A 19,213-nucleotide genomic window follows, 5' to 3' on the forward strand; every position below is an offset into this window, starting at 1 on the left:
AAATTATAATGAGGTTATCTAAAAATATCTATTTTTGAACCATAATAATTACAATTAACAAGATCCAACATTTAATACCTTTTCAATATGGACGCTAAGATGAAGGAATTCATGGATAGCGTTAGGGTTAAGAACCCTGGCGAAGACGAATTTTTGCAAGCAGTGCAAGAAGTAGTAGAAACAGTTTGGGATTTCTACCAGGAAAATCCCCACTACAAAAAAGCTAAGATATTGGAGCGCATGACAGAGCCTGAAAGGGTGATCATGTTCCGCGTACCTTGGGTTGATGATAGTGGTGAGGTTCAGGTAAACAGAGGTTACCGGGTTGAGTTCAACTCAGCAATTGGACCTTATAAAGGCGGTATCCGTTTCCACCCAAGTGTAACCTTGAGTGGTTTGAAATTCTTAGGTTTTGAGCAAACTTTCAAGAACAGCTTGACAACCCTGCCTATGGGTGGCGGTAAAGGCGGATCGGATTTCAATCCAAAAGGAAAATCTGATAATGAAATTATGCGTTTCTGCCAGGCCTTTATGAGCGAATTGTTCCGTCATATTGGGCCAAATACCGATGTGCCAGCTGGTGATATAGGTGTTGGTGGTCGTGAGATTGGTTATATGTTTGGCCAATATAAAAAACTGCGTAACGAATTTACTGGTGTATTAACTGGTAAAGGACGCGAATACGGTGGCAGTTTAATTCGTCCGGAAGCAACTGGTTTCGGAGCCATCTATTTTGTGCGCGAAATGCTAGCTGCCAAAGGAGAAATGATGAAGGGTAAAACCGTTGCTGTTTCAGGTTTTGGTAACGTAGCCTGGGGCGCCGTGTCAAAAGCCGTGGAATATGGTGCTAAAGTGGTAACTATTTCTGGTCCTGATGGATATATTTATGATTCAGAGGGTGTAACAGGTGAGAAAATTGAATACATGCTTGAGTTGCGTGCTTCAAACCAGGATATCGTAGCGCCTTATGCCGAAAAATTCGGTGCCCAGTTCTTTGCAGGTAAAAAGCCTTGGGAGCAGAAAGTTGACATTGCTATTCCTTGTGCTATCCAGAATGAGCTTAACGAGGAGGATGCTAAAACTCTAATTGCTAACGGTTGTCAGTTGATTGCTGAAGCTTCGAACATGGGATGTACTGCTGAGGCAGCGTTCCTGGCATCTGAAAAAATCACATTCGCTCCTGGTAAAGCTGTAAATGCTGGTGGTGTAGCTGTTTCTGGTTTGGAAATGACACAGAACAGCATGCGCTTAAACTGGACAGAGAAAGAAGTGGACGAGCGTTTGGATCAAATCATGACTGACATACATGCAGCATGTATAAAGTATGGTACTGAGCCAAACGGCAAAGTGAATTACATCAAAGGAGCTAACGTTGGTGGTTTCGTGAAAGTAGCCGATGCCATGATCGCTCAGGGTGTTGTTTAAATATTTCTTGATGCAACAAATACAGGCCGTCTCCTCCCCGGGGCGGCCTTCTTGTAAGTGAAAGAGGCTGTAAATAGTCGCAGGAGTGCTTGAAACTCCATAAACATTGGTATTTTTGTGGCTTACCAAAATGAATAAAAGTGATTGATACGCATTCTCATATTTACCTTCCTGAGTTTGATTCGGATAGAGAAGAGGTGGTAAAAAGAGCCAAAGCCAAGGGGGTTGAAAGTATTTTGTTGCCCAACGTAGATGTTGAAACGATTGAAGCTATGCATCAGCTAGAAGCGACCTACGGCAATTACTGCTATGCAATGATGGGGATTCATCCTACCGCCATTGATGAGAATTACCAGGAGGCTTTAGCGCTTGCACGGAACTACATCGATCAGCGAACTTATATCGCTATTGGCGAAATAGGAATCGATTTATACTGGGATAAAACATTTCGTAAAGAGCAAATGGAGGCTTTTGAGCAACAAATAAAATGGGCCAAGGAAAAACAGGTGCCCATTGTTATTCATTGCCGAGATGCTTTTCCTGAAGTTTTTGAGGTGCTCGATGCGCAGGCAGATGAGCAACTGACCGGAGTTTTTCATAGTTTTGGTGGAGGTCATGAGGAAGCGAAACGCATTCTGGCTTACGAACGATTTATGGTAGGGATTAATGGGGTTGTAACATTTAAGAATACTAACCTGAGAGACGTCATTAAGGTTTTGCCATTGGAGAGGCTGGTGTTAGAAACCGATGCACCTTACCTTGCACCGGTTCCAATGCGTGGACGAAGAAATGAGCCAGCCTATTTAGACAAAGTGGCTGCAACTATTGCTTCAGTTTTTGACATGGAGGTTTCCCAAGTGGTGCAACAAACAACTGCCAATGCCAAGCAGTTGTTCCATATTTAGATTAAAATTTAATGGTTATGGAAGAGAGAAAGATATTAATTATTTATACCGGTGGTACGATTGGAATGGTTATCGATCCGGAGACCAACTCGTTGGTGCCATTTGATTTTGAAAGTATATCTAAACAGGTGCCTGAGTTAAGACGGTTTGATTTCCAGGTGAAAAGTCTCTCTTTTGAGCCGCTTATTGATTCATCAGATATGCATCCTGATGTGTGGATTAAACTGGTCGAGATCATTGAGGAAAACTACAGCTTGTTTGATGGGTTTGTTATATTGCATGGAACCGATACAATGGCCTACACAGCCAGTGCTTTAAGTTTTATGCTGCAAAACCTTAAGAAACCAGTGGTTCTTACCGGAAGCCAGTTGCCACTTGGAACTATCCGCACCGATGGAAAAGAAAACCTGATTACCGCCTTGGAAATTGCAGCTGCACAAAAAAACAGGCAGGCTTTGGTGCCCGAAGTGTGTATTTATTTTAAGGATAAGTTGTTCAGAGGAAATCGCACTACCAAATACAATGCAGAGCATTTTAATGCCTTTCGCTCCGATAATTATCCGCCCCTGGCAGAAGCAGGCATTCACTTGAAGTATAATTATCCTTACATCAGGTACACCACCCTAAATGGCACCTTTCGGGTGTCAAAAAAGATGGATACCAATGTGGCCTTGTTGCGAATTTTTCCAGGGATAAATAGAGATGTTGTAAAAGCCATATTAAATGCTCCTAATATTAAGGCTGTCGTACTGGAAACTTATGGTTCTGGTAATGCCCCTACTGCCCAATGGTTTCTTGATGCGGTGAAAGAGGCCCTCGATCGAAATATAATAATTTTAAATGTGACGCAATGTTTGGCTGGTAGTGTTGAAATGTGGCGTTACGAAACCGGTGTTCACCTTCTCGAGCTTGGGGTAGTGAGCGGATACGATATGACGACAGAAGCAGCAATAACTAAGTTGATGTATCTTTTGGCCAATTGTTCGTCAACAGAACAGGTGAAGGTAGAGCTGGGGAAATCACTTCAGGGCGAAATTCATATTTAGAATGCACTTTGTTATTCTGCTGTAACAATTATTCGGGTGTCGCATTGATGCTTAGTAGATAGAAGGTTACAGTTTAGAATGAGATCTCTGGTACATTGCGTTTTATCAATTCATTTCCGTGAGTAAAACAAAGTGTAGACAATAACGAAAATTAACAGTTCAGAGTTTGTAATTGACTTTTTTTTTGTAATTTGCAACCCTGAAAAATTAAAGGGTTTGAACCTTTTTGTAACTTACAGTTAAGGAGGGAAAAGGGGACGACATTAAACTATTTTGAGTATTAACAATACTAATACAAATCAAAATTTTTAGCAGACTATGAAAAAGCTATTTGCGTTTTTAGCAGTAATTGGAATGCTGAGTGCCGGTGCCAATACCGTTTATGCTCAGGAAGAAGAAAATGTAGCTGGCGAAGCTACAGAACAGGTGGCTGAACAAACAGCTCCAAGTGAAGAACCTGCCGCAGTTTCAGAAGATGTTGCTGAGGCTCCAAAAGGTATTCACAAGCAGATTAAAGCCAAGTTTATCGAAGGTGGTGCAATGTTTATGAGCTTTGTACTTTTAGCTTTGATTTTCGGTCTAGCAATCTGTATCGAAAGAATTATTTACCTGAACTTAGCTTCTACAAACACTAAGAAGTTGTTGCAGAACATCGAGAACGCCTTGAATGACGGCGGTGTTGAAGCAGCTAAAGAAGTGTGTCGTAACACAAGAGGTCCGGTAGCATCTATTTTCTACCAAGGACTTGACCGTTTCGACGAAGGTATCGAAGTAGTTGAGAAATCAGTTATTTCATACGGTTCAGTTCAAATGGGTCTTTTGGAAAAAGGTCTTACCTGGATTTCATTATTTATTTCACTAGCGCCTATGCTTGGTTTCATGGGTACAGTAATCGGTATGATCGATGCTTTCGATAGCATTCAGGCAATGGGTACTATCTCTGCAACAGCTGTAGCAGGTGGTATTAAAGTAGCGTTGATTACCACAGTATCTGGTTTGATCGTAGCTATCATCCTTCAAGTATTCTACAACTACATCGTTTCTAAAATTGATGGTATTGTAAATACTATGGAAGATGCTTCAATCTCTCTACTGGATATTTTGGTAAAATATAACATGAAAAAATAATTGTCATTATGACTAAGCTTTCGAAAATTTTAAATATTGTACTATACCTGCTGTTAGCAATAACCTTGGTATTTGCCGGAATGTTCTATTTTGGCGAATGGTTAACAGAAGCAGATGGTGTAGCACATGACACACCAGTCTATACAGAGACTTTCCTTAACTGGGCAAAGCTATTAATTTATGTTACAGCTGGTGTATCACTATTATTTGAAGTATTCCACTTGGTGATGAATCCTAGAAATGCTGTTCGTTCATTAGTTTCAATAGCTATTTTAGGAGTTATTACATTAGTGGCATATGGCTTGTCTGACGATACGCCTCTTCAACTGATAGGTTATCAAGGTGCCGATAACGTTCCTAGCATGTTAACCATGGCTGGTACTATGCTTTATGGAACTTATTTGCTGTTCGGAATAGTGCTTGTAGCTATTCTGTATACAGAATTATCACGTCTGTTTAAATAATGGCCCGATCCTGAAAAAGGATCATAAAATTAATTGTCTATGGCAAAAAGAGAAGTACAAGAAGTTAATGCAGGGTCAATGGCAGATATTGCTTTCTTGTTACTTATCTTCTTCCTGGTAACCACTACCATGGATACTGACACCGGTTTAGCACGTCTTCTTCCACCACCCGTAGAAGAAGAACCTGAGGATACGCCGCCTATTAAAGAGCGAAACGTATTCACAGTGCTTATCAACAGTCAGAACCAATTATTGGTAGAAGGTAAGCCAATGGAGATAAGAGACCTGACAGAAGCAACTAAAGAGTTTATCTTAAACCCAATGGATGATGAAAATCTTCCTGAGAAAAAGGAGATTGAGGTAGAACTTTTAGGTGTTCAAGAGGTCACTAAAGGAGTAATTTCTCTGCAGAACGACCGTGATACTGAATATCAGACTTATTTGATGGTTCAAAACGAACTTCAAAGAGCCTATAATGAATTAAGAGACGATCTAGCTAAAAGGAAATTTGGTAAAATTTATGAGGAGTTAGAAAAGGAAGAGCAAAGTGCTGTTCGTGATGTATTTCCTCAAAAGATTTCCGAGGCTGAACCTAAAAACATAGGGGGTAACTAGTATGGCAAAGTTCAGAAAAAAGAAGAGCGGAGGCCAGCAAGCTATTAACACGGCCTCATTACCAGATATCGTTTTCATGTTGCTTTTCTTCTTCATGGTGTCTACTACTATGAAAGAGGTTGATTTGAAGGTGCAAATTGCACCGGCTCAAGCAACTGAGTTAGCGAAATTGGAGAAAAAAGAGTTGGTTACTTTTATCTACGTAGGTGTTCCTGCTAAAAAGTTCCAGGCTTTATACGGAAGTGAACCACGTGTTCAGTTGAACGACCAGTTTGCGTCTGTACCGGATATTCAAAGTTATATTGCACAATCGCGCGATGCAATGCGTGAGAGTGATCAGCCTAAAATGACCGTGTCTATTAAAGCTGATAAGGAGTGTCCAATGGGTATTATTACTGATATTAAGCAGGCTTTACGTAAGGCTGCCGCGTTGAAGATTAACTACTCAGCAGCCGAAATGGTGAAAGAAAGATAATCACTTATCGATATAGTAAAAAGGGGGAGTCAAATTGGCTTCCCCTTTTTATTTCGAGCAACTCCTCAAAATAATGTCAGGATTGGCGTTCGATTTAACGCTTACAGGATATCCATCGATATTGCTTTAATGTTTAACTTATACGGCTCCCTGAGCCAGCATGGCATCAGCAACCTTTACAAAACCACCAATATTCGCGCCATCAACATAGTTAATGAATCCACTATCTTTCGTGCCGTATTGACGACAGGTTTGATGAATACTGTGCATAATAAGATGGAGGCGCTTATCAACTTCGTCGCGGGTCCAGTTTAGGCGCATACTATTCTGAGCCATTTCTAGGCCTGAAACAGCAACACCACCGGCATTGGCCGCTTTGCCTGGCCCAAACAGAATGCCCTTTTCTATAAAAACTTCTATTGCTTCGGGGGTAGATGGCATATTGGCACCTTCAGACACGCAAATGCAGCCATTGGCTATGAGATTGATAGACTCAGTTTCGTTAATCTCATTCTGGGTGGCACTGGGTAAAGCAATGTCTGCTTTTTCATGCCACGGGCGCTCTCCTTCGGTGTACTTAACGCCATATTTATCTGCATATTCTTTTATGCGTCCCCGCTTGTTGTTTTTAAGGTACATCACAAATTTCAATTTGTCGGGAGAGATGCCATCCGGGTCATATATGTATCCATTGGAATCGGACAAGGTAACCACTTTTCCGCCCAATTCATTAACTTTTTCAACCGTATACTGTGCAACATTGCCTGCTCCTGATACAAGTACTCTTTTCCCTTGAAAGCTTTCTCCTCTGGTGTTCAGCATTTCCTGAGCAAAGTATACATTGCCATAGCCTGTGGCCTCAGGACGAATGAGGCTGCCCCCCCAGTTTAACCCTTTTCCTGTTAGTACGCCTGTAAATTCGTTCACTATGCGTTTATACTGTCCGTATAAAAAGCCTATTTCTCGTCCGCCTACCCCAATGTCCCCTGCAGGTATATCTGTATTTGCCCCAATATGGCGATAGAGTTCCGTCATGAAGCTCTGGCAAAATCGCATTACTTCATTGTCTGATTTCCCCTTAGGATCAAAATCGCTACCGCCTTTACCACCTCCCATGGGTAAGGTGGTTAGACTGTTTTTGAAAACCTGCTCGAATGCCAGAAATTTAAGGATGCCTAAATTCACAGTTGGATGAAAACGCAATCCTCCTTTATAAGGACCTATAGCACTGTTCATCTCAATTCGGTAGCCTCTATTAACGCGCATTTCGCCTTTATCATTTACCCATGGAACTCTAAACATAATGACCCGTTCTGGTTCAACCATGCGTTCCAGAATTTGAGCATGCTTGTATTTTGGGTTTTCGTTTAGAAAGTAGTCAAGTGATTCGACAACTTCATGAACAGCCTGATGGAACTCTGGTTCGGCCGGGTTTCTGGCGATTAACTCAGCCATAAATGCCGAGGTGTTTAATGATGAAAGGTGTGACATAGTCGTTGCATTTAAAGGGTTATTAATATCAAACTCGAGTGTTTTATGGTTTCCTGCTATTCCCTTTAGCACACTTTCTTTCAATAAATCAGGATTTGGTTATAGCGATTTTTAATAAAAAAAGTTAAGGAATATATTTTCAATTTGCGATTATTATGTGCTCTTATTCATTGGTATTAACGTAAGATGATAATTCGACCTGTAGAAGTACTTTTCAGTAGGCAGTTCTAAAGCTTTTTATGTAACTTAATGGCAATCAATATGTGATAGTTATGCCATCAATTACTCAGCATATGATGCTGCCAGGGGCCGAGTCGCAAAGAGTGCTTGTGGTATTAAATATGATTCTACAGGTAATTCAGCAAGAGAACCCTGTTGATGAAACCATTGAGGAGGTAGTTGAAGTACTTAAAGATGGTTTCAGCTATCAGGATATCTGCGTGCGCATCTCCTTTAAGAATATCGATTATACGACAGATGGCTTTGTTGAGTCCTTAAATGGTTTAACTGAGCGTTTTTCAACTATTGATGGCGAAAAGGGTGTTATTGATGTCTTTTATGCCGATGAGCATCCACCTAAAGACGAAGGGGTTTTTTCGCGCGACGAACGAGTATTGCTTCATCAGGTGGCCCGCATGCTGGCAGGATATATTAACCGGATTGTGGCCGAGCGTCACCACTCAGAGTCTTTAGAGCGCCTGAAGGAACTGTCCACTATTAATCGCACAACCCGCATCATTAACGAAGGTAAATCGGTAGATGATGTGTTGCAGCAAGTGGCATTTATTATTCCGTTGGGCTGGCAATACCCAGAGTTTACCGTCTCCCGCATTACCTATGGGTCTAAAGAGTACACCAGTGAGTATTTCGTTGAAACTGATTGGGTGCAAACGCAACGGATTCAAACAATGGACGGGCAGTCAGGCTCCATCGATGTTTTTTATACCAAGGAGTTTCCATCATTAAATGGCGATCCGTTTTTGCCGGAAGAACGTGATTTGCTTATTAACCTCTCCCGGCTACTCAGTGATTTCTTAAATGGTCGGCTCGCTGCCAAAGAACGAACAGAGCGGCAGGAGCGGGTTAAAGAATTGCAGACGATTAACGAAACAGCACGAATTATCTCCTTGCAGATGCCTGTTGCCTATACGCTTGGGCATATTGTTGATGTAATTCCCGTGGGGATGCAGCATCCCAACTATTCGGTGGCCCGCATCACCTATGAGGGGGAAGAGTTTTTAAGCGATGGTTTTGTGGTGACGCCGTGGTTACTGCGGCATTCGTTCGAAACCATTAGCGGGAAGAAAGGTACCGTTGAAATATACTATCTAAAAGAGCTGGCCAAGACACAGGAAGAATTGTTTTTAAATGAGGAGAATGACCTCATTCTTAACATCTGCCACCTGCTAGTTGGTTACCTCAATGGAATGGAAGCTCGCAACCTGATGGAAAAAGTGAGTCGTCCGATGAGCCGGGAAATATTTGTTCCTGATTCGGATGTAAAACCAGAGACGCTGGGAACCAGTAAGCATTTGCTCCAAAACTTTATGCACCGGAATAATGCTGCTCGCGATATTTATCACGACTTAATGCCTTTCAGAGTTAAGGAAATTTTGTTGGTATCAACACTCTATGATGCCTATGCTATTGAAAATGAGGGGCGTTTTACCGAGCAGGTAATGGGTGGATTTTACCAGCTTCATCTGTCCCTTTTGCCCCGAGTCACTGGGGTTACTACTTATGAAGAGGCGATGGCCAAGCTCAATGAGAAGCATTTTGATTTAATTATTGTTATGGTAGGGGTTGAAAAGCAATCGCCCATGGCTTTGAGCAAGCTGGTCAAAAAAGAATATCCTTACATCCCCATTTTTATGCTGCTCAATAATGATGGAGATATTCCTTATTTTCAGGCAAGGCAACTTGAGTTAGGAGTGTTAGACGAGCTTTTTGTCTGGAATGGTGATCCGAAAGTGTTTTCATCCATGGTTTTTCATTTGGAGGATAAGGTCAACGTGGAGAACGATACGGAAATAGGTTTGGCCCGTGTTATTTTGCTGGTTGAAGATTCTGTGCGCTATTACTCCAAGTATCTTCCTTTATTGTATGCCAGTGTGTTGGAGCAAACCAAGCGATTAATTGATGATGTTAAGGAGGATGAGCTCTATGCAGTGCTCCGGCTGAAAGCCCGTCCGAAAATACTGTTGGCACGAACATACGAGGAGGCGTTGGAGCTGTTTGAGAAATACCGCGATTACCTGTTGTGCCTCATATCGGATGTTGAGTTTTCAAAGAACGGACAAATGAATTTGAATGCCGGCTTCGAACTGGTTAATTACGCCAAAACACACATTAAAGATTTGCCGGTTATTCTGCAATCATCGAAAATTGAATACTCGCAGGATGCCTATGAACTCAAAACTGTTTTTATCAATAAATACTCCGATAGCTTAATTCAGGATATTAAAACATTTATAAGTCACTACCTGGGTTTTGGCAATTTTGCCTATAAGGATGCTAATGGACGTACCATTGCAGTGGCGCGCAATCTAAAAGAGTTTGAGCGCACAATGCGCAAGGTGCCGGTTGAATCCATTGTTTATCATGCACGAAAAAATCATTTCTCTTTGTGGTTGATGGCCCGTGGTGAGATAAAAATAGCCCGCAAGATTGCGCCGTACCGAATCACCGACTTTGAAGATGCTGAGGAAATACGCTCCTATCTTTTAGATATGATAACCCGCCATCGGGAAGAAAAAAATCAAGGTAAGGTAATAGATTTTGATGAGGTCGATACGGTGGGGGACGCCAATATAGTGAGTTTATCTGGTGGTTCATTGGGAGGTAAGGGGCGTGGATTGTCGTTTATTAACACCTTGCTGTTCAACTTCGATTTTGCCACTTATGTACCGGGCATCACTATTCGTACACCACGAACCACGGTGGTAGGAACCGATGAGTTCGAGCTGTTTATGGAGCGGAATAATTTTCGCGATTTGATTTTTCGTAACCTGAGCTATCACCAGATCAAAAAACTGTTTTTAAAGGGTGAGTTATCCATGTCTTTGGTTCAACGATTAAAGCGCCTGCTAACCATCTTTAAAGGCCCACTGGCTGTCCGTTCTTCAGGTTTATTGGAAGATAGCCAGAAACAGCCCTTTTCAGGCGTATTTGAGACGTATCTATTGCCCAATAATGCGGATAACCCGCAGGAGCGGCTTAAGGAGCTTTGTAATGCCATCAGGTTGGTTTTTGCATCGGTATTTAGTGATACCGCCAGAGCATTTACCGAAGCCGTTGATTTTAAAGTTGAGGAAGAAAAGATGGCCGTTGTCATACAGGAAGCCGTTGGACAAACTCAAGGAGATGTGTTTTATCCGCACATTAGTGGCGTAGCTCAGTCGTATAACTATTATGCTTTTGGGCACATGAACCCGGAAGATGGTTTTGCGGTGATGGCCCTGGGCTTTGGTAAGTATGTGGTGGATGGAGAAAAAGCTTTGCGATTTTGTCCGGTTTATCCTAACCTGGATAACTGCTCGCCCAAAGATTTATTTAAGAACTCACAAACCGAGTTTTATGCAGTTGATCTTCGCAAGAAGCAGCTTAACCTGCTCGAAGGTGAAACGGCCGGAATGGTGCGACTAGATGTGTATGAGGCCGAAATGCATGGAACCATTGCCCATCTGGCCTCGGTTTATAATCCTGATAATAACACTATTCAGCCCGGACTGGATGCACAAGGGCCACGTATTTTGGATTTTGCCGATATTCTCAAGTATAATTACATCCCTTTATCTAAAGCGCTCGAAGTAGTTTTGGATGTGGTGAAAGAAGCAATGGGAGCTCCGGTTGAGATTGAGTTTGCTGTCGATCTCACGAAAGATGAAAAAGGGCGGGCCACTTTTTATCTGCTGCAGATTAAACCGCTGCTGGGTGGGGCCCAAAACTACAGTATCAATATGGACACTATTAATGAGGATGATATTATCCTGCAATCGGCGCAAAGTATGGGTAATGGAGAGAATAAAACTCTTACCGACATTATTTATGTAGATAGCGCCGCTTTTGATAAGGCGAAAACCAGAGAGATGAGCAGTGAAATCGAAAGTTTGAATGCCAAAATGAAGCAGGAAAAACGGCATTATATTTTGATTGGACCCGGGCGCTGGGGAACGCGTGATCCGTGGATTGGCATACCGGTTTCGTGGACACAAATATCTAATGCAAAAATGATTGTTGAAACAGACCTGGACGACTTTCCCCTGGAAGCTTCTGGAGGGTCACATTTTTTTCATAATGTAACCACCATGCAAGTAGGTTACTGTTCAATTGTAAAAAGCGAGCAGGCATCCTTTATCAAGTGGGAGGCTTTGCAAGAGGCCTCCGAAATAGAACGAACAAAGTATTTCAGGCATATTCGGTTTTCAAACCCATTGGTTGTGCGAATGGATGGTAAAAAAAGAAAAGCAATTGTTACCTTGTAACAGAAACTTGTTAATTAGCGATTGAATGACAAATCCTCTCAACTTACAACACAGTACTTATTTTTCAGAAACTCCTTTTGGGCACCTTATGCAAAAACGCATTCGTAAGGTATTGCTTATTTGTAGTGGGTACGATGCCTTTATGCTCGATGAGGACGGGCGCATCGATGAGCAAATTTTTAATGAGTACGTATCACTTAACTTGCGTTATCCACCTCAATTTATTCATGTTGAAACATCCGAAGAGGCGCTGCAGGTGCTGGGTGATGAGCAGATTGATTTGGTTATCACCATGCTTAGTATTGGAGGGATGGATCCATTTTCAATGGCCAAGAGGGTTAAAGAATCCTACGCGAAAATACCCATTGTAGTCCTTACACCCTTTTCCAGAGAAGTATCCGTGCGCATGCGGCGTGAAGATACGAGTGCTATTGATTATATATTCTGTTGGTTGGGCAATGCAGATATTATGCTGGCCATTATCAAACTCATCGAGGATGAGATGAATGTGGCTCATGATGTGGAAGAGGTTGGGGTGCAGGCTATTCTTTTGGTCGAAGATTCGGTGCGCTTTTATTCGAGCTATCTGCCGCTAATTTATCGGATTATTTTAACACAGGCCAAAAAGTTCATGGATGAAGGGCTGAATGAGCATCAGAAGATGATGCGCATGCGCGGCCGTCCTAAAATTATGCTGGCCCGCACTTACGAAGAAGCAATAGCCATATATGACAAGTACGAGGATAATCTACTGGGCATTATTTCAGATGTCTCGTACTCAAAGGATGGGGTGAAGGATACCGAAGCAGGTGTTAAACTGGCCAGGTATGTTAAGCAGCGTAATAAGTACATGCCTCTTTTGCTGCAGTCATCCAACAGGAGTCTGGAGAGTGCTGCTAAAGAGCTCAAAGTTGGTTTTTTGTATAAGCATTCGTCGTCATTACTGCGGCGATTGAAAAGCTTCATCAACAAGTATCTGGCCTTTGGCGACTTTGTGTTTATTAATCCAACCACCGGTCAGGAGGTGGGGCGCGTCAGCTCCCTTAAGGAGTTGCAGGAGAAACTGTTTCAGATTCCTGATGAATCATTATTGTACCATTTTCAGCGCGACCATGTTTCAAAGTGGTTAAATGCCCGGGCCCTTTTTTCAATAGCCGAAGTGATAAAGCACCTTAAAGTAGAGGATTTTGCCAATTTGGATGCCACCAAGCGCTTTTTGTTTGATACCATTGCCAATTTCCGATACAGTAAATCACGCGGTGTGATAGCTAAATTCTATCGGGAGCGGTTTGATGAGTACCTGACTTTTACGCGTATTGGCGATGGAACCATTGGCGGAAAAGCAAGAGGATTAGCCTTTCTTAACCTGCTAATTAAAAAATACGACGCTTTTCATGCTTTTAAAAATGTGATCATCACCATTCCCCGCACCGTGGTGCTTAGCACCGATGTGTTTGATGAGTTTATGGAGGTGAATGAACTCTATCCGGTTGCATTGTCTGATGCCAGTGATGAGGAAATTCTCGACGCTTTTGTCAGAGGCCATCTGCCCGAACGCATTCATGGCGATTTATATAAGTTTATATCAACGGTTAATAAACCCATTGCTGTTCGTTCATCCAGTGTTTTGGAAGATAGCCATTATCAGCCTTTTGCAGGTATCTACTCTACCTATATGATTGCCAATACGGGCGAGGAGAATGTGGTGCTGGAGCAGTTATGTAACGCTATAAAATGTGTTTATGCTTCGGCTTTTTACAGCTCAAGTAAACGCTACATGGAAGCAACGATGAATGTGATTGATGAAGAGCGTATGGGCATTGTTCTTCAGGAAGTAGTGGGGCAAAAGCATGATGATGTCTTTTATCCGACCTTTTCGGGGGTTGGACGTTCGGTTAATTTTTACCCAATAGAGCCGGAGAAGGCAGAGGATGGAACGGTGAATGTAGCGATGGGACTGGGCAAACACATTGTAGAGGGTAGTGCTTCACTGCGTTTTTCACCAAAGTACCCGCAGAAAATATTACAGCTATCCAGTCCCGATATGGCCGTTCGGGAAACGCAGAAACAATTTTTTGCTCTGGATCTGAAATCATCGAGTTTTCATGCCTCGGTGAATGATTCGGTCAATATTGTGAAGATGGATTTAAAAACAGCAGAAGAGCACGGAACCTTGCGGTGGTTGGGATCGGTATACGACTATAATAATCACATGGTTCGCGATGGACTAATGGCGAGTGGACTTCGCTTGGTTACTTTTGCAAATGTACTAAAATATGATGCTTTTCCCTTGGCGCCTATTATTCAGAAAGTAATGGAGATTGGGCAAAAAGAAATGAATCAGCCCGTTGAGGTGGAGTTTGCAGTTGATTTACAGGTGCCCTCCGGACATCCGCCTGTTTTTTACCTTCTGCAGATAAGGCCTATTGTTGACTCTAAAGAATCCATTACTGAAAAGCTGGAAGAAATTGAGCCAAAGGATACATTGGTGCATTCAACATCGGCTTTGGGCAATGGTATTATTGACGATATCAGAGATGTGATTTACATCAGGCAAGATAACTTTCACCCCTCGAATAACACCAAATTGGTGCCAATTATCGAAAAACTAAACGCTCCTTTTCATTCAGGGCAAAAATCATATATCCTGATTGGACCGGGCAGGTGGGGTTCGCAAGACTCCTGGTTGGGGGTGCCGGTGAAATGGACTCAGATATCCGCAGCACGCCTCATTGTTGAAACGGGTTTGGAGAATTATAGGGTTGATCCCTCGCAGGGCACTCACTTCTTTCAGAACTTAACCAGTTTGCGTGTAGGGTATTTTACAGTGACACCATCCATAGGTGATGGCTTTATTGATACCGCCTATCTGGATGGACTCCCGGCACTGTACGAAGATGAGTTTGTGAGGCATGTGCGCCTGGCTGCCCCTTGCCAGATAAAAATTGACGGACAAAGAGGTATCGGTGTGGTTTTGCCGCCATCATCATCTGCTGAAGAGCAGGGAGATATTGCACCTGATTTTAATCTTCAATAAAATATATGCGCTATGAGTATCGACAGATTTCTTTATCGCCTGGAACTTAATAATCCCAACGAACCTGAGTTTGTTCAGAGCGTCAGGTTGCTTCTTGCCTCTGTTGAAGATCGAATCAAAGATGATTATAGATTGAACAATGCCGCCGTTTTGGAGCGTTTGACAGAGCCTGATAGGGTGCTGCTTTTTAAGGTGCCGTGGCTAAGCGATAGTGGAAAGGTATTTGTTAATCGGGGATATCGCGTTCAGTACAGCAATGTGTTAGGACCCTACAGCGGCGGGTTGCGCTTTCATCCGTCCTTATCTTTGGGTACTGTTAAAATGCTGGCGTTTGAGCAGGTGTTCAAAAATAGCCTTTCCTCCTTGCCTTTAGGAGGCGCGATGGGCGGAGCTGACTTCGATCCGAAAGGAAAGTCAGAAGCTGAAGTCATGCGTTTTTGCCAGAGTTATATGTTACAGCTGTGGGATGTAATTGGGTCTGATATCGATATTACAGGAGGCGATATTGGGGTGGGAGCTCGTGAAATCGGCTATTTGTTTGGTATGTATAAGAAGTTGAGTCACCGGCACAATGGAACTTTTGTCGGGAAATCGCCTGATTGGGGAGGGACCGGGTTAAAGGCCGAATCTAATGGATATGGCGTTGTTTATTTGTTGCGTTCGTTGTTAAAGCGCCATAACGATTCGTTAGGCGGAAAAACCATTGCCGTGTCGGGGTTTGGAAATATGGCCCATGGTGTTATTAAAAAAGCAAATGCTCTGGGGGCTAAGGTGGTCACTATTTCTGGCCCAGATGGTTATGTCTATGACCCGGCAGGAATTGATACCGTTAAGCTGGAGTATTTAATTGAGCTACGAGCAACATCAGAAGATTTGGTAAGGCCGTATTCCATTGAGTTTCCAGGTACTATGTATGTAGAAGGAAAGAAACCCTGGGAGGTGGAATGTGATATTGCCATTCCTTGTGCAATACAAAATGAGATAGGTATTGAGGAAGCCAGTCTGCTTCTGAAAAATAAATGCCGCTACTTAATTGAGGCAGCTGACCAGTCGTGCACCGAAGAAGCTATTCAGGCACTGTCCGACCAGCCATTGGTTTATGTGCCCAGTAAAGCAACCAATGTTGGAGGTGTTGCTATTTCGGCCTTGGAGCTGGCACAGAACAATATGAAAATGTCCTGGACCGATCAGGAAATTGAGAAACGGCTTCAGGATATCATGGAGAGAACCTATAGTTTATGTCGTCAGCATGGAACTAAAGACAATAGTCAGGTTAACTATTTGCGTGGGGCTAATGTAGCAGCCTTTCAGCGGGTTGCCGAAGCAATGATTGATCAAGGGGCCTTGTAATTTCTCCAAAGAACAAAATAAATTGGTCTCTGGAGAAGTCATTAACACTATTTTTTTTGGGGACCAAACATGGGGATGCTTTCATTTATCGAAGCCGCCACTTGAGTAAAAATATAGCTATCAATCTGGTAAAATTGAGCAGCAACGCTAATGCCTAACTCTTTTTTTATCTTCTTGTAATATTTTATGCGCAGAGCCAATCGTGATTTCTGTGTTTTATAGAGTAAGGCAATTTTTTCATCTACTTCAGTATCTGACAATGCGCCTTCCTTCTTAATAATTTCTTTTAAGAGGTTAATGCGTTGATGACTCAAAGGTTTCAAAGCTTGCTCAAACTCATCATATATTCTCCAAAATGTTTCGGTATCTGTGGTCGAAAGCTTCATGTTTTGTGCAAAAAACACTTTTATTTCCGATTTAAGTATGGAGCTAATTAAATCAATTTCCTGATCTGAGTTTTGAGCCTTAATGCCTGATAGTGCCATTAAAAAAATACAGATGGCAAGTAGTTGCTTTTTCATAGTTTTTTTATGTTATTGGTTTGTGCTCCATAAAAATAAACTAAAAATTGTGATATATTTACTTTTGTAAACATAAAATGTGCAGTAATTAAAGCTGTGATCTACTAAAAAACAAGAGGGTTATTCGCAGCAAGTGGCTAGTGCTTATCCAACCTTTAAAAGCTATAATCAGATGAAAACACAAATGAATTATTTTTTGGTCATTGCCTATGCGCTAATGGTCTTTGGCTGTTATCCGGGAGGGGCTGAATATGTTGACGAACTCGATACATCCATCTCTAAGTATGATAAGAGCTATGCCTGGGATGCACTTAGCGGAAAAACCTATGCGCTGCCTGAGGAGATTGTATATGTGAAGAACGGAGAAATAGTGGATAATCCGAATCGAGTGCATGATGATGATATTCTGGACCAGATGCACCAAAAGCTTGATGGTTTGGGCATGAATGAGGCGGTTCAGGATACTTCTCTGGCCATTGCCATCTTTATTTTGGAGCAGAATAATTCAGGAGCGGCCTGGATTCCTGGTGGGGGTTGGTGGGGTGGTTGGTACCCTGGTTACCCCGGATGGGGCTGGGGAGGTTACTATCCCTGGTATCCGGTATACTACAGTTACAAAACAGGTTCAGTTATTATTGAGATGGCCGACTTTGAGCAACGAAATCATGATGAGCAAACAGCGCCTTTGGTATATTCTGGTGCACTGGACGGGCTTATACAAGGTAGTCAAGACTACACGTTGCAGCGCATAGAACGTGGCATCGATGAGCTGTTTAATCAGGTGCCTTTTAACTAATATTTACCTCACCCTATTAAATATAGAAAAGATGAAACTAATTAAGTTTTTAATTATAGTTGTGCTCGCAGCCATTAGTCTAGAGGTAAGTGCACAAACAAAAACGAATGCTTTTTATGGTATGGCATTACCGATGGGAGACACTAAGGACTATATTAACCCTGCAAGTTTCAGAGGGGCTAATATCGAGTTTGAACAGTTTGTACATCCAAGCATTGGTGTTGGGCTTTTGGTTGGCTGGAATACTTTTTATGAAGCTAAAGATAGGGGCACCTATTTAATTAAAGATGGTGCTATTACCAGCAATCAGTACAGATACCTGAATGCAATTCCTATTCAGGCAACGGGTAAATATTATTTTGCAAATGATGATGCCGTTGTACGACCTTTTATTGGATTGGCTGCCGGTACATTTTATATGGAACAGCGCATTGACAATGGGCTTTTTTCAACAAGTTACAAGGGATGGTCATGGGCACTAGCCCCAAAGGCCGGAGTGCTTATTCCGATTAATTACCGGGCAAGTCTCGCAATTAGTCTGGATTATAGTACATCGTTTAAAACATCGGAACTTGATAAGCAAAACTGGCTGGGCATTAATGTTGGCTTTAGCTGGGACTACTAAGGTATTACTATTTTCTGCATAGCGGGTAGGCGACATGTCTATCCGCTTTTTTTGTTAAATGAAAAAGAGGTTGCACCAGGCAACCTCTATACACACAGGAATTGTTGGGAGGAAAATAACTCTCATAACAATTCAAAGATCCCCTTTTAGCGACCGATAGGAGTTACCTCTCTGTTATTTCTAGTTTAAATAAAGATGATCCGTATATAGATATATGTGACATGTTGACATTTATTATTTTTAAAAGCAGACAATATGGCACTGTATACTGTTTGGTTTATGACTGAGTGTCCGTTTAAACTATATGGCACCATGATTGAAATAGATCCGCCAAACAGAAAACAATAAAAACATAAATAATAGGAGGTAAAAATTATGAGACTAGTAAGATTTAACAACGCGCACCCTCAAACAGGTTTATTAAACCATTTCTTTGGTAACGAACTATTAAAGGACGCTGAATATATTAATGGCGGTTATCGTTTTGAAACGCCTAAGGTAAATATACAGGAAAATGAGGATGCTTTCGCCATTGAAGTGGCTGCACCAGGGTTTAACAAAAAGGACTTTAACGTAGAACTTGACAATAATGTATTAACAATTGAGGCTGTAAAAGAGGATAAGCAAGAAACTAAGAACTATTCGCATTATGAGTTCAGGTACGGTAGCTTTAAGCGTTCATTTACTTTACCAAAGGATAAAGTGAAAGAGTCCAAAATATCCGCAAAGTACGAAAATGGGGTCTTAAATATTTGGTTGCCTAAAAAAGAAGAGGCTAAGGCGCAGCCAAAACGATTGATTGATATTTTTTAATAACTGGATTACTTAATTACATATTTAGAGAGGGGCAG

The 19,213-nt window shown here is 42.0% G+C and carries 15 protein-coding genes; 13 read left to right on the top strand and 2 right to left on the bottom strand.

What is annotated here, in order from left to right:
- Positions 1–87: 87 nt before the first annotated feature.
- From gdhA (ACSX1H_RS11175) to ACSX1H_RS11205, 7 genes are all read left to right on the top strand, one after another.
- Complete coding sequence (gdhA, locus tag ACSX1H_RS11175) at positions 88–1,425, top strand: NADP-specific glutamate dehydrogenase (RefSeq protein ID WP_439183975.1); 1,338 nt, start codon at positions 88–90, stop codon at positions 1,423–1,425.
- Positions 1,426–1,565: 140 nt separating this feature from the next.
- Positions 1,566–2,330 (top strand): TatD family hydrolase, encoded by a 765-nt coding sequence (locus ACSX1H_RS11180; RefSeq protein ID WP_439183977.1) that lies wholly within the window; start codon positions 1,566–1,568, stop codon positions 2,328–2,330.
- Between the two features lie 17 nt (positions 2,331–2,347).
- A complete protein-coding gene (locus ACSX1H_RS11185) occupies positions 2,348–3,376 on the top strand; it encodes an asparaginase (protein WP_439183979.1) in 1,029 nt (342 codons plus the stop codon).
- 318 nt (positions 3,377–3,694) lie between these two features.
- On the top strand, positions 3,695–4,504 hold the full coding sequence (locus ACSX1H_RS11190) for a MotA/TolQ/ExbB proton channel family protein (protein WP_439183981.1): 810 nt from the start codon (positions 3,695–3,697) through the stop codon (positions 4,502–4,504).
- 8 nt (positions 4,505–4,512) lie between these two features.
- Entirely contained in the window at positions 4,513–4,968 is a 456-nt protein-coding gene (locus ACSX1H_RS11195) for a hypothetical protein (RefSeq protein ID WP_439183982.1), read from the top strand.
- Between the two features lie 39 nt (positions 4,969–5,007).
- Entirely contained in the window at positions 5,008–5,583 is a 576-nt protein-coding gene (locus ACSX1H_RS11200) for an ExbD/TolR family protein (RefSeq protein ID WP_439183985.1), read from the top strand.
- A 1-nt stretch (position 5,584) separates the two neighbouring features.
- On the top strand, positions 5,585–6,058 hold the full coding sequence (locus tag ACSX1H_RS11205; RefSeq protein ID WP_439183987.1) for an ExbD/TolR family protein: 474 nt from the start codon (positions 5,585–5,587) through the stop codon (positions 6,056–6,058).
- Between the two features lie 138 nt (positions 6,059–6,196).
- On the opposite strand, the gene gdhA (ACSX1H_RS11210) is transcribed toward ACSX1H_RS11205, so the two are convergent.
- Positions 6,197–7,633 carry an NADP-specific glutamate dehydrogenase gene (gdhA, locus tag ACSX1H_RS11210; protein WP_439183988.1) on the bottom strand — a complete coding sequence of 479 codons (1,437 nt, stop codon included), beginning with the start codon at positions 7,631–7,633 and terminating at the stop codon, positions 6,197–6,199.
- 188 nt (positions 7,634–7,821) lie between these two features.
- On the opposite strand from gdhA (ACSX1H_RS11210), the gene ACSX1H_RS11215 reads away from it, so the two are divergent.
- Genes ACSX1H_RS11215 through gdhA (ACSX1H_RS11225) form a run of 3 tightly spaced genes read left to right on the top strand, consistent with a single transcriptional unit; the run spans position 7,822 to position 16,420 of the window.
- Positions 7,822–12,033, top strand: coding sequence for a PEP/pyruvate-binding domain-containing protein (locus ACSX1H_RS11215; protein WP_439183990.1), 4,212 nt, complete (start codon positions 7,822–7,824; stop codon positions 12,031–12,033).
- 25 nt (positions 12,034–12,058) lie between these two features.
- The gene (locus ACSX1H_RS11220) at positions 12,059–15,070 is read left to right on the top strand and encodes a PEP/pyruvate-binding domain-containing protein (protein ID WP_439183991.1); all 3,012 of its coding nucleotides are present in this window, start codon (positions 12,059–12,061) and stop codon (positions 15,068–15,070) included.
- A gap of 12 nt (positions 15,071–15,082) precedes the next feature.
- On the top strand, positions 15,083–16,420 hold the full coding sequence (gene gdhA / locus ACSX1H_RS11225; RefSeq protein WP_439183993.1) for an NADP-specific glutamate dehydrogenase: 1,338 nt from the start codon (positions 15,083–15,085) through the stop codon (positions 16,418–16,420).
- 47 nt (positions 16,421–16,467) lie between these two features.
- Here gdhA (ACSX1H_RS11225) and ACSX1H_RS11230 read toward each other — a convergent pair whose 3' ends face one another.
- A complete protein-coding gene (locus ACSX1H_RS11230; protein ID WP_439183996.1) occupies positions 16,468–16,941 on the bottom strand; it encodes a hypothetical protein in 474 nt (157 codons plus the stop codon).
- A 172-nt stretch (positions 16,942–17,113) separates the two neighbouring features.
- Between ACSX1H_RS11230 and ACSX1H_RS11235 the strand changes: the two genes are divergently transcribed.
- The 3 genes from ACSX1H_RS11235 to ACSX1H_RS11245 all read left to right on the top strand — a co-directional run bounded on the left by ACSX1H_RS11235 (position 17,114) and on the right by ACSX1H_RS11245 (position 19,175).
- Complete coding sequence (locus ACSX1H_RS11235; RefSeq protein WP_439183997.1) at positions 17,114–17,737, top strand: DUF4136 domain-containing protein; 624 nt, start codon at positions 17,114–17,116, stop codon at positions 17,735–17,737.
- Between the two features lie 31 nt (positions 17,738–17,768).
- Entirely contained in the window at positions 17,769–18,362 is a 594-nt protein-coding gene (locus ACSX1H_RS11240; RefSeq protein WP_439183999.1) for an OmpW family outer membrane protein, read from the top strand.
- 375 nt (positions 18,363–18,737) lie between these two features.
- Positions 18,738–19,175, top strand: a complete 438-nt coding sequence (locus ACSX1H_RS11245) for an Hsp20/alpha crystallin family protein (protein WP_439184000.1) — start codon at positions 18,738–18,740, stop codon at positions 19,173–19,175.
- The last annotated feature ends 38 nt before the right edge of the window (positions 19,176–19,213 follow it).

Source organism: Carboxylicivirga taeanensis (assembly GCF_051851475.1).
In the GTDB taxonomy this organism is placed as follows: domain Bacteria; phylum Bacteroidota; class Bacteroidia; order Bacteroidales; family Marinilabiliaceae; genus Carboxylicivirga; species Carboxylicivirga taeanensis.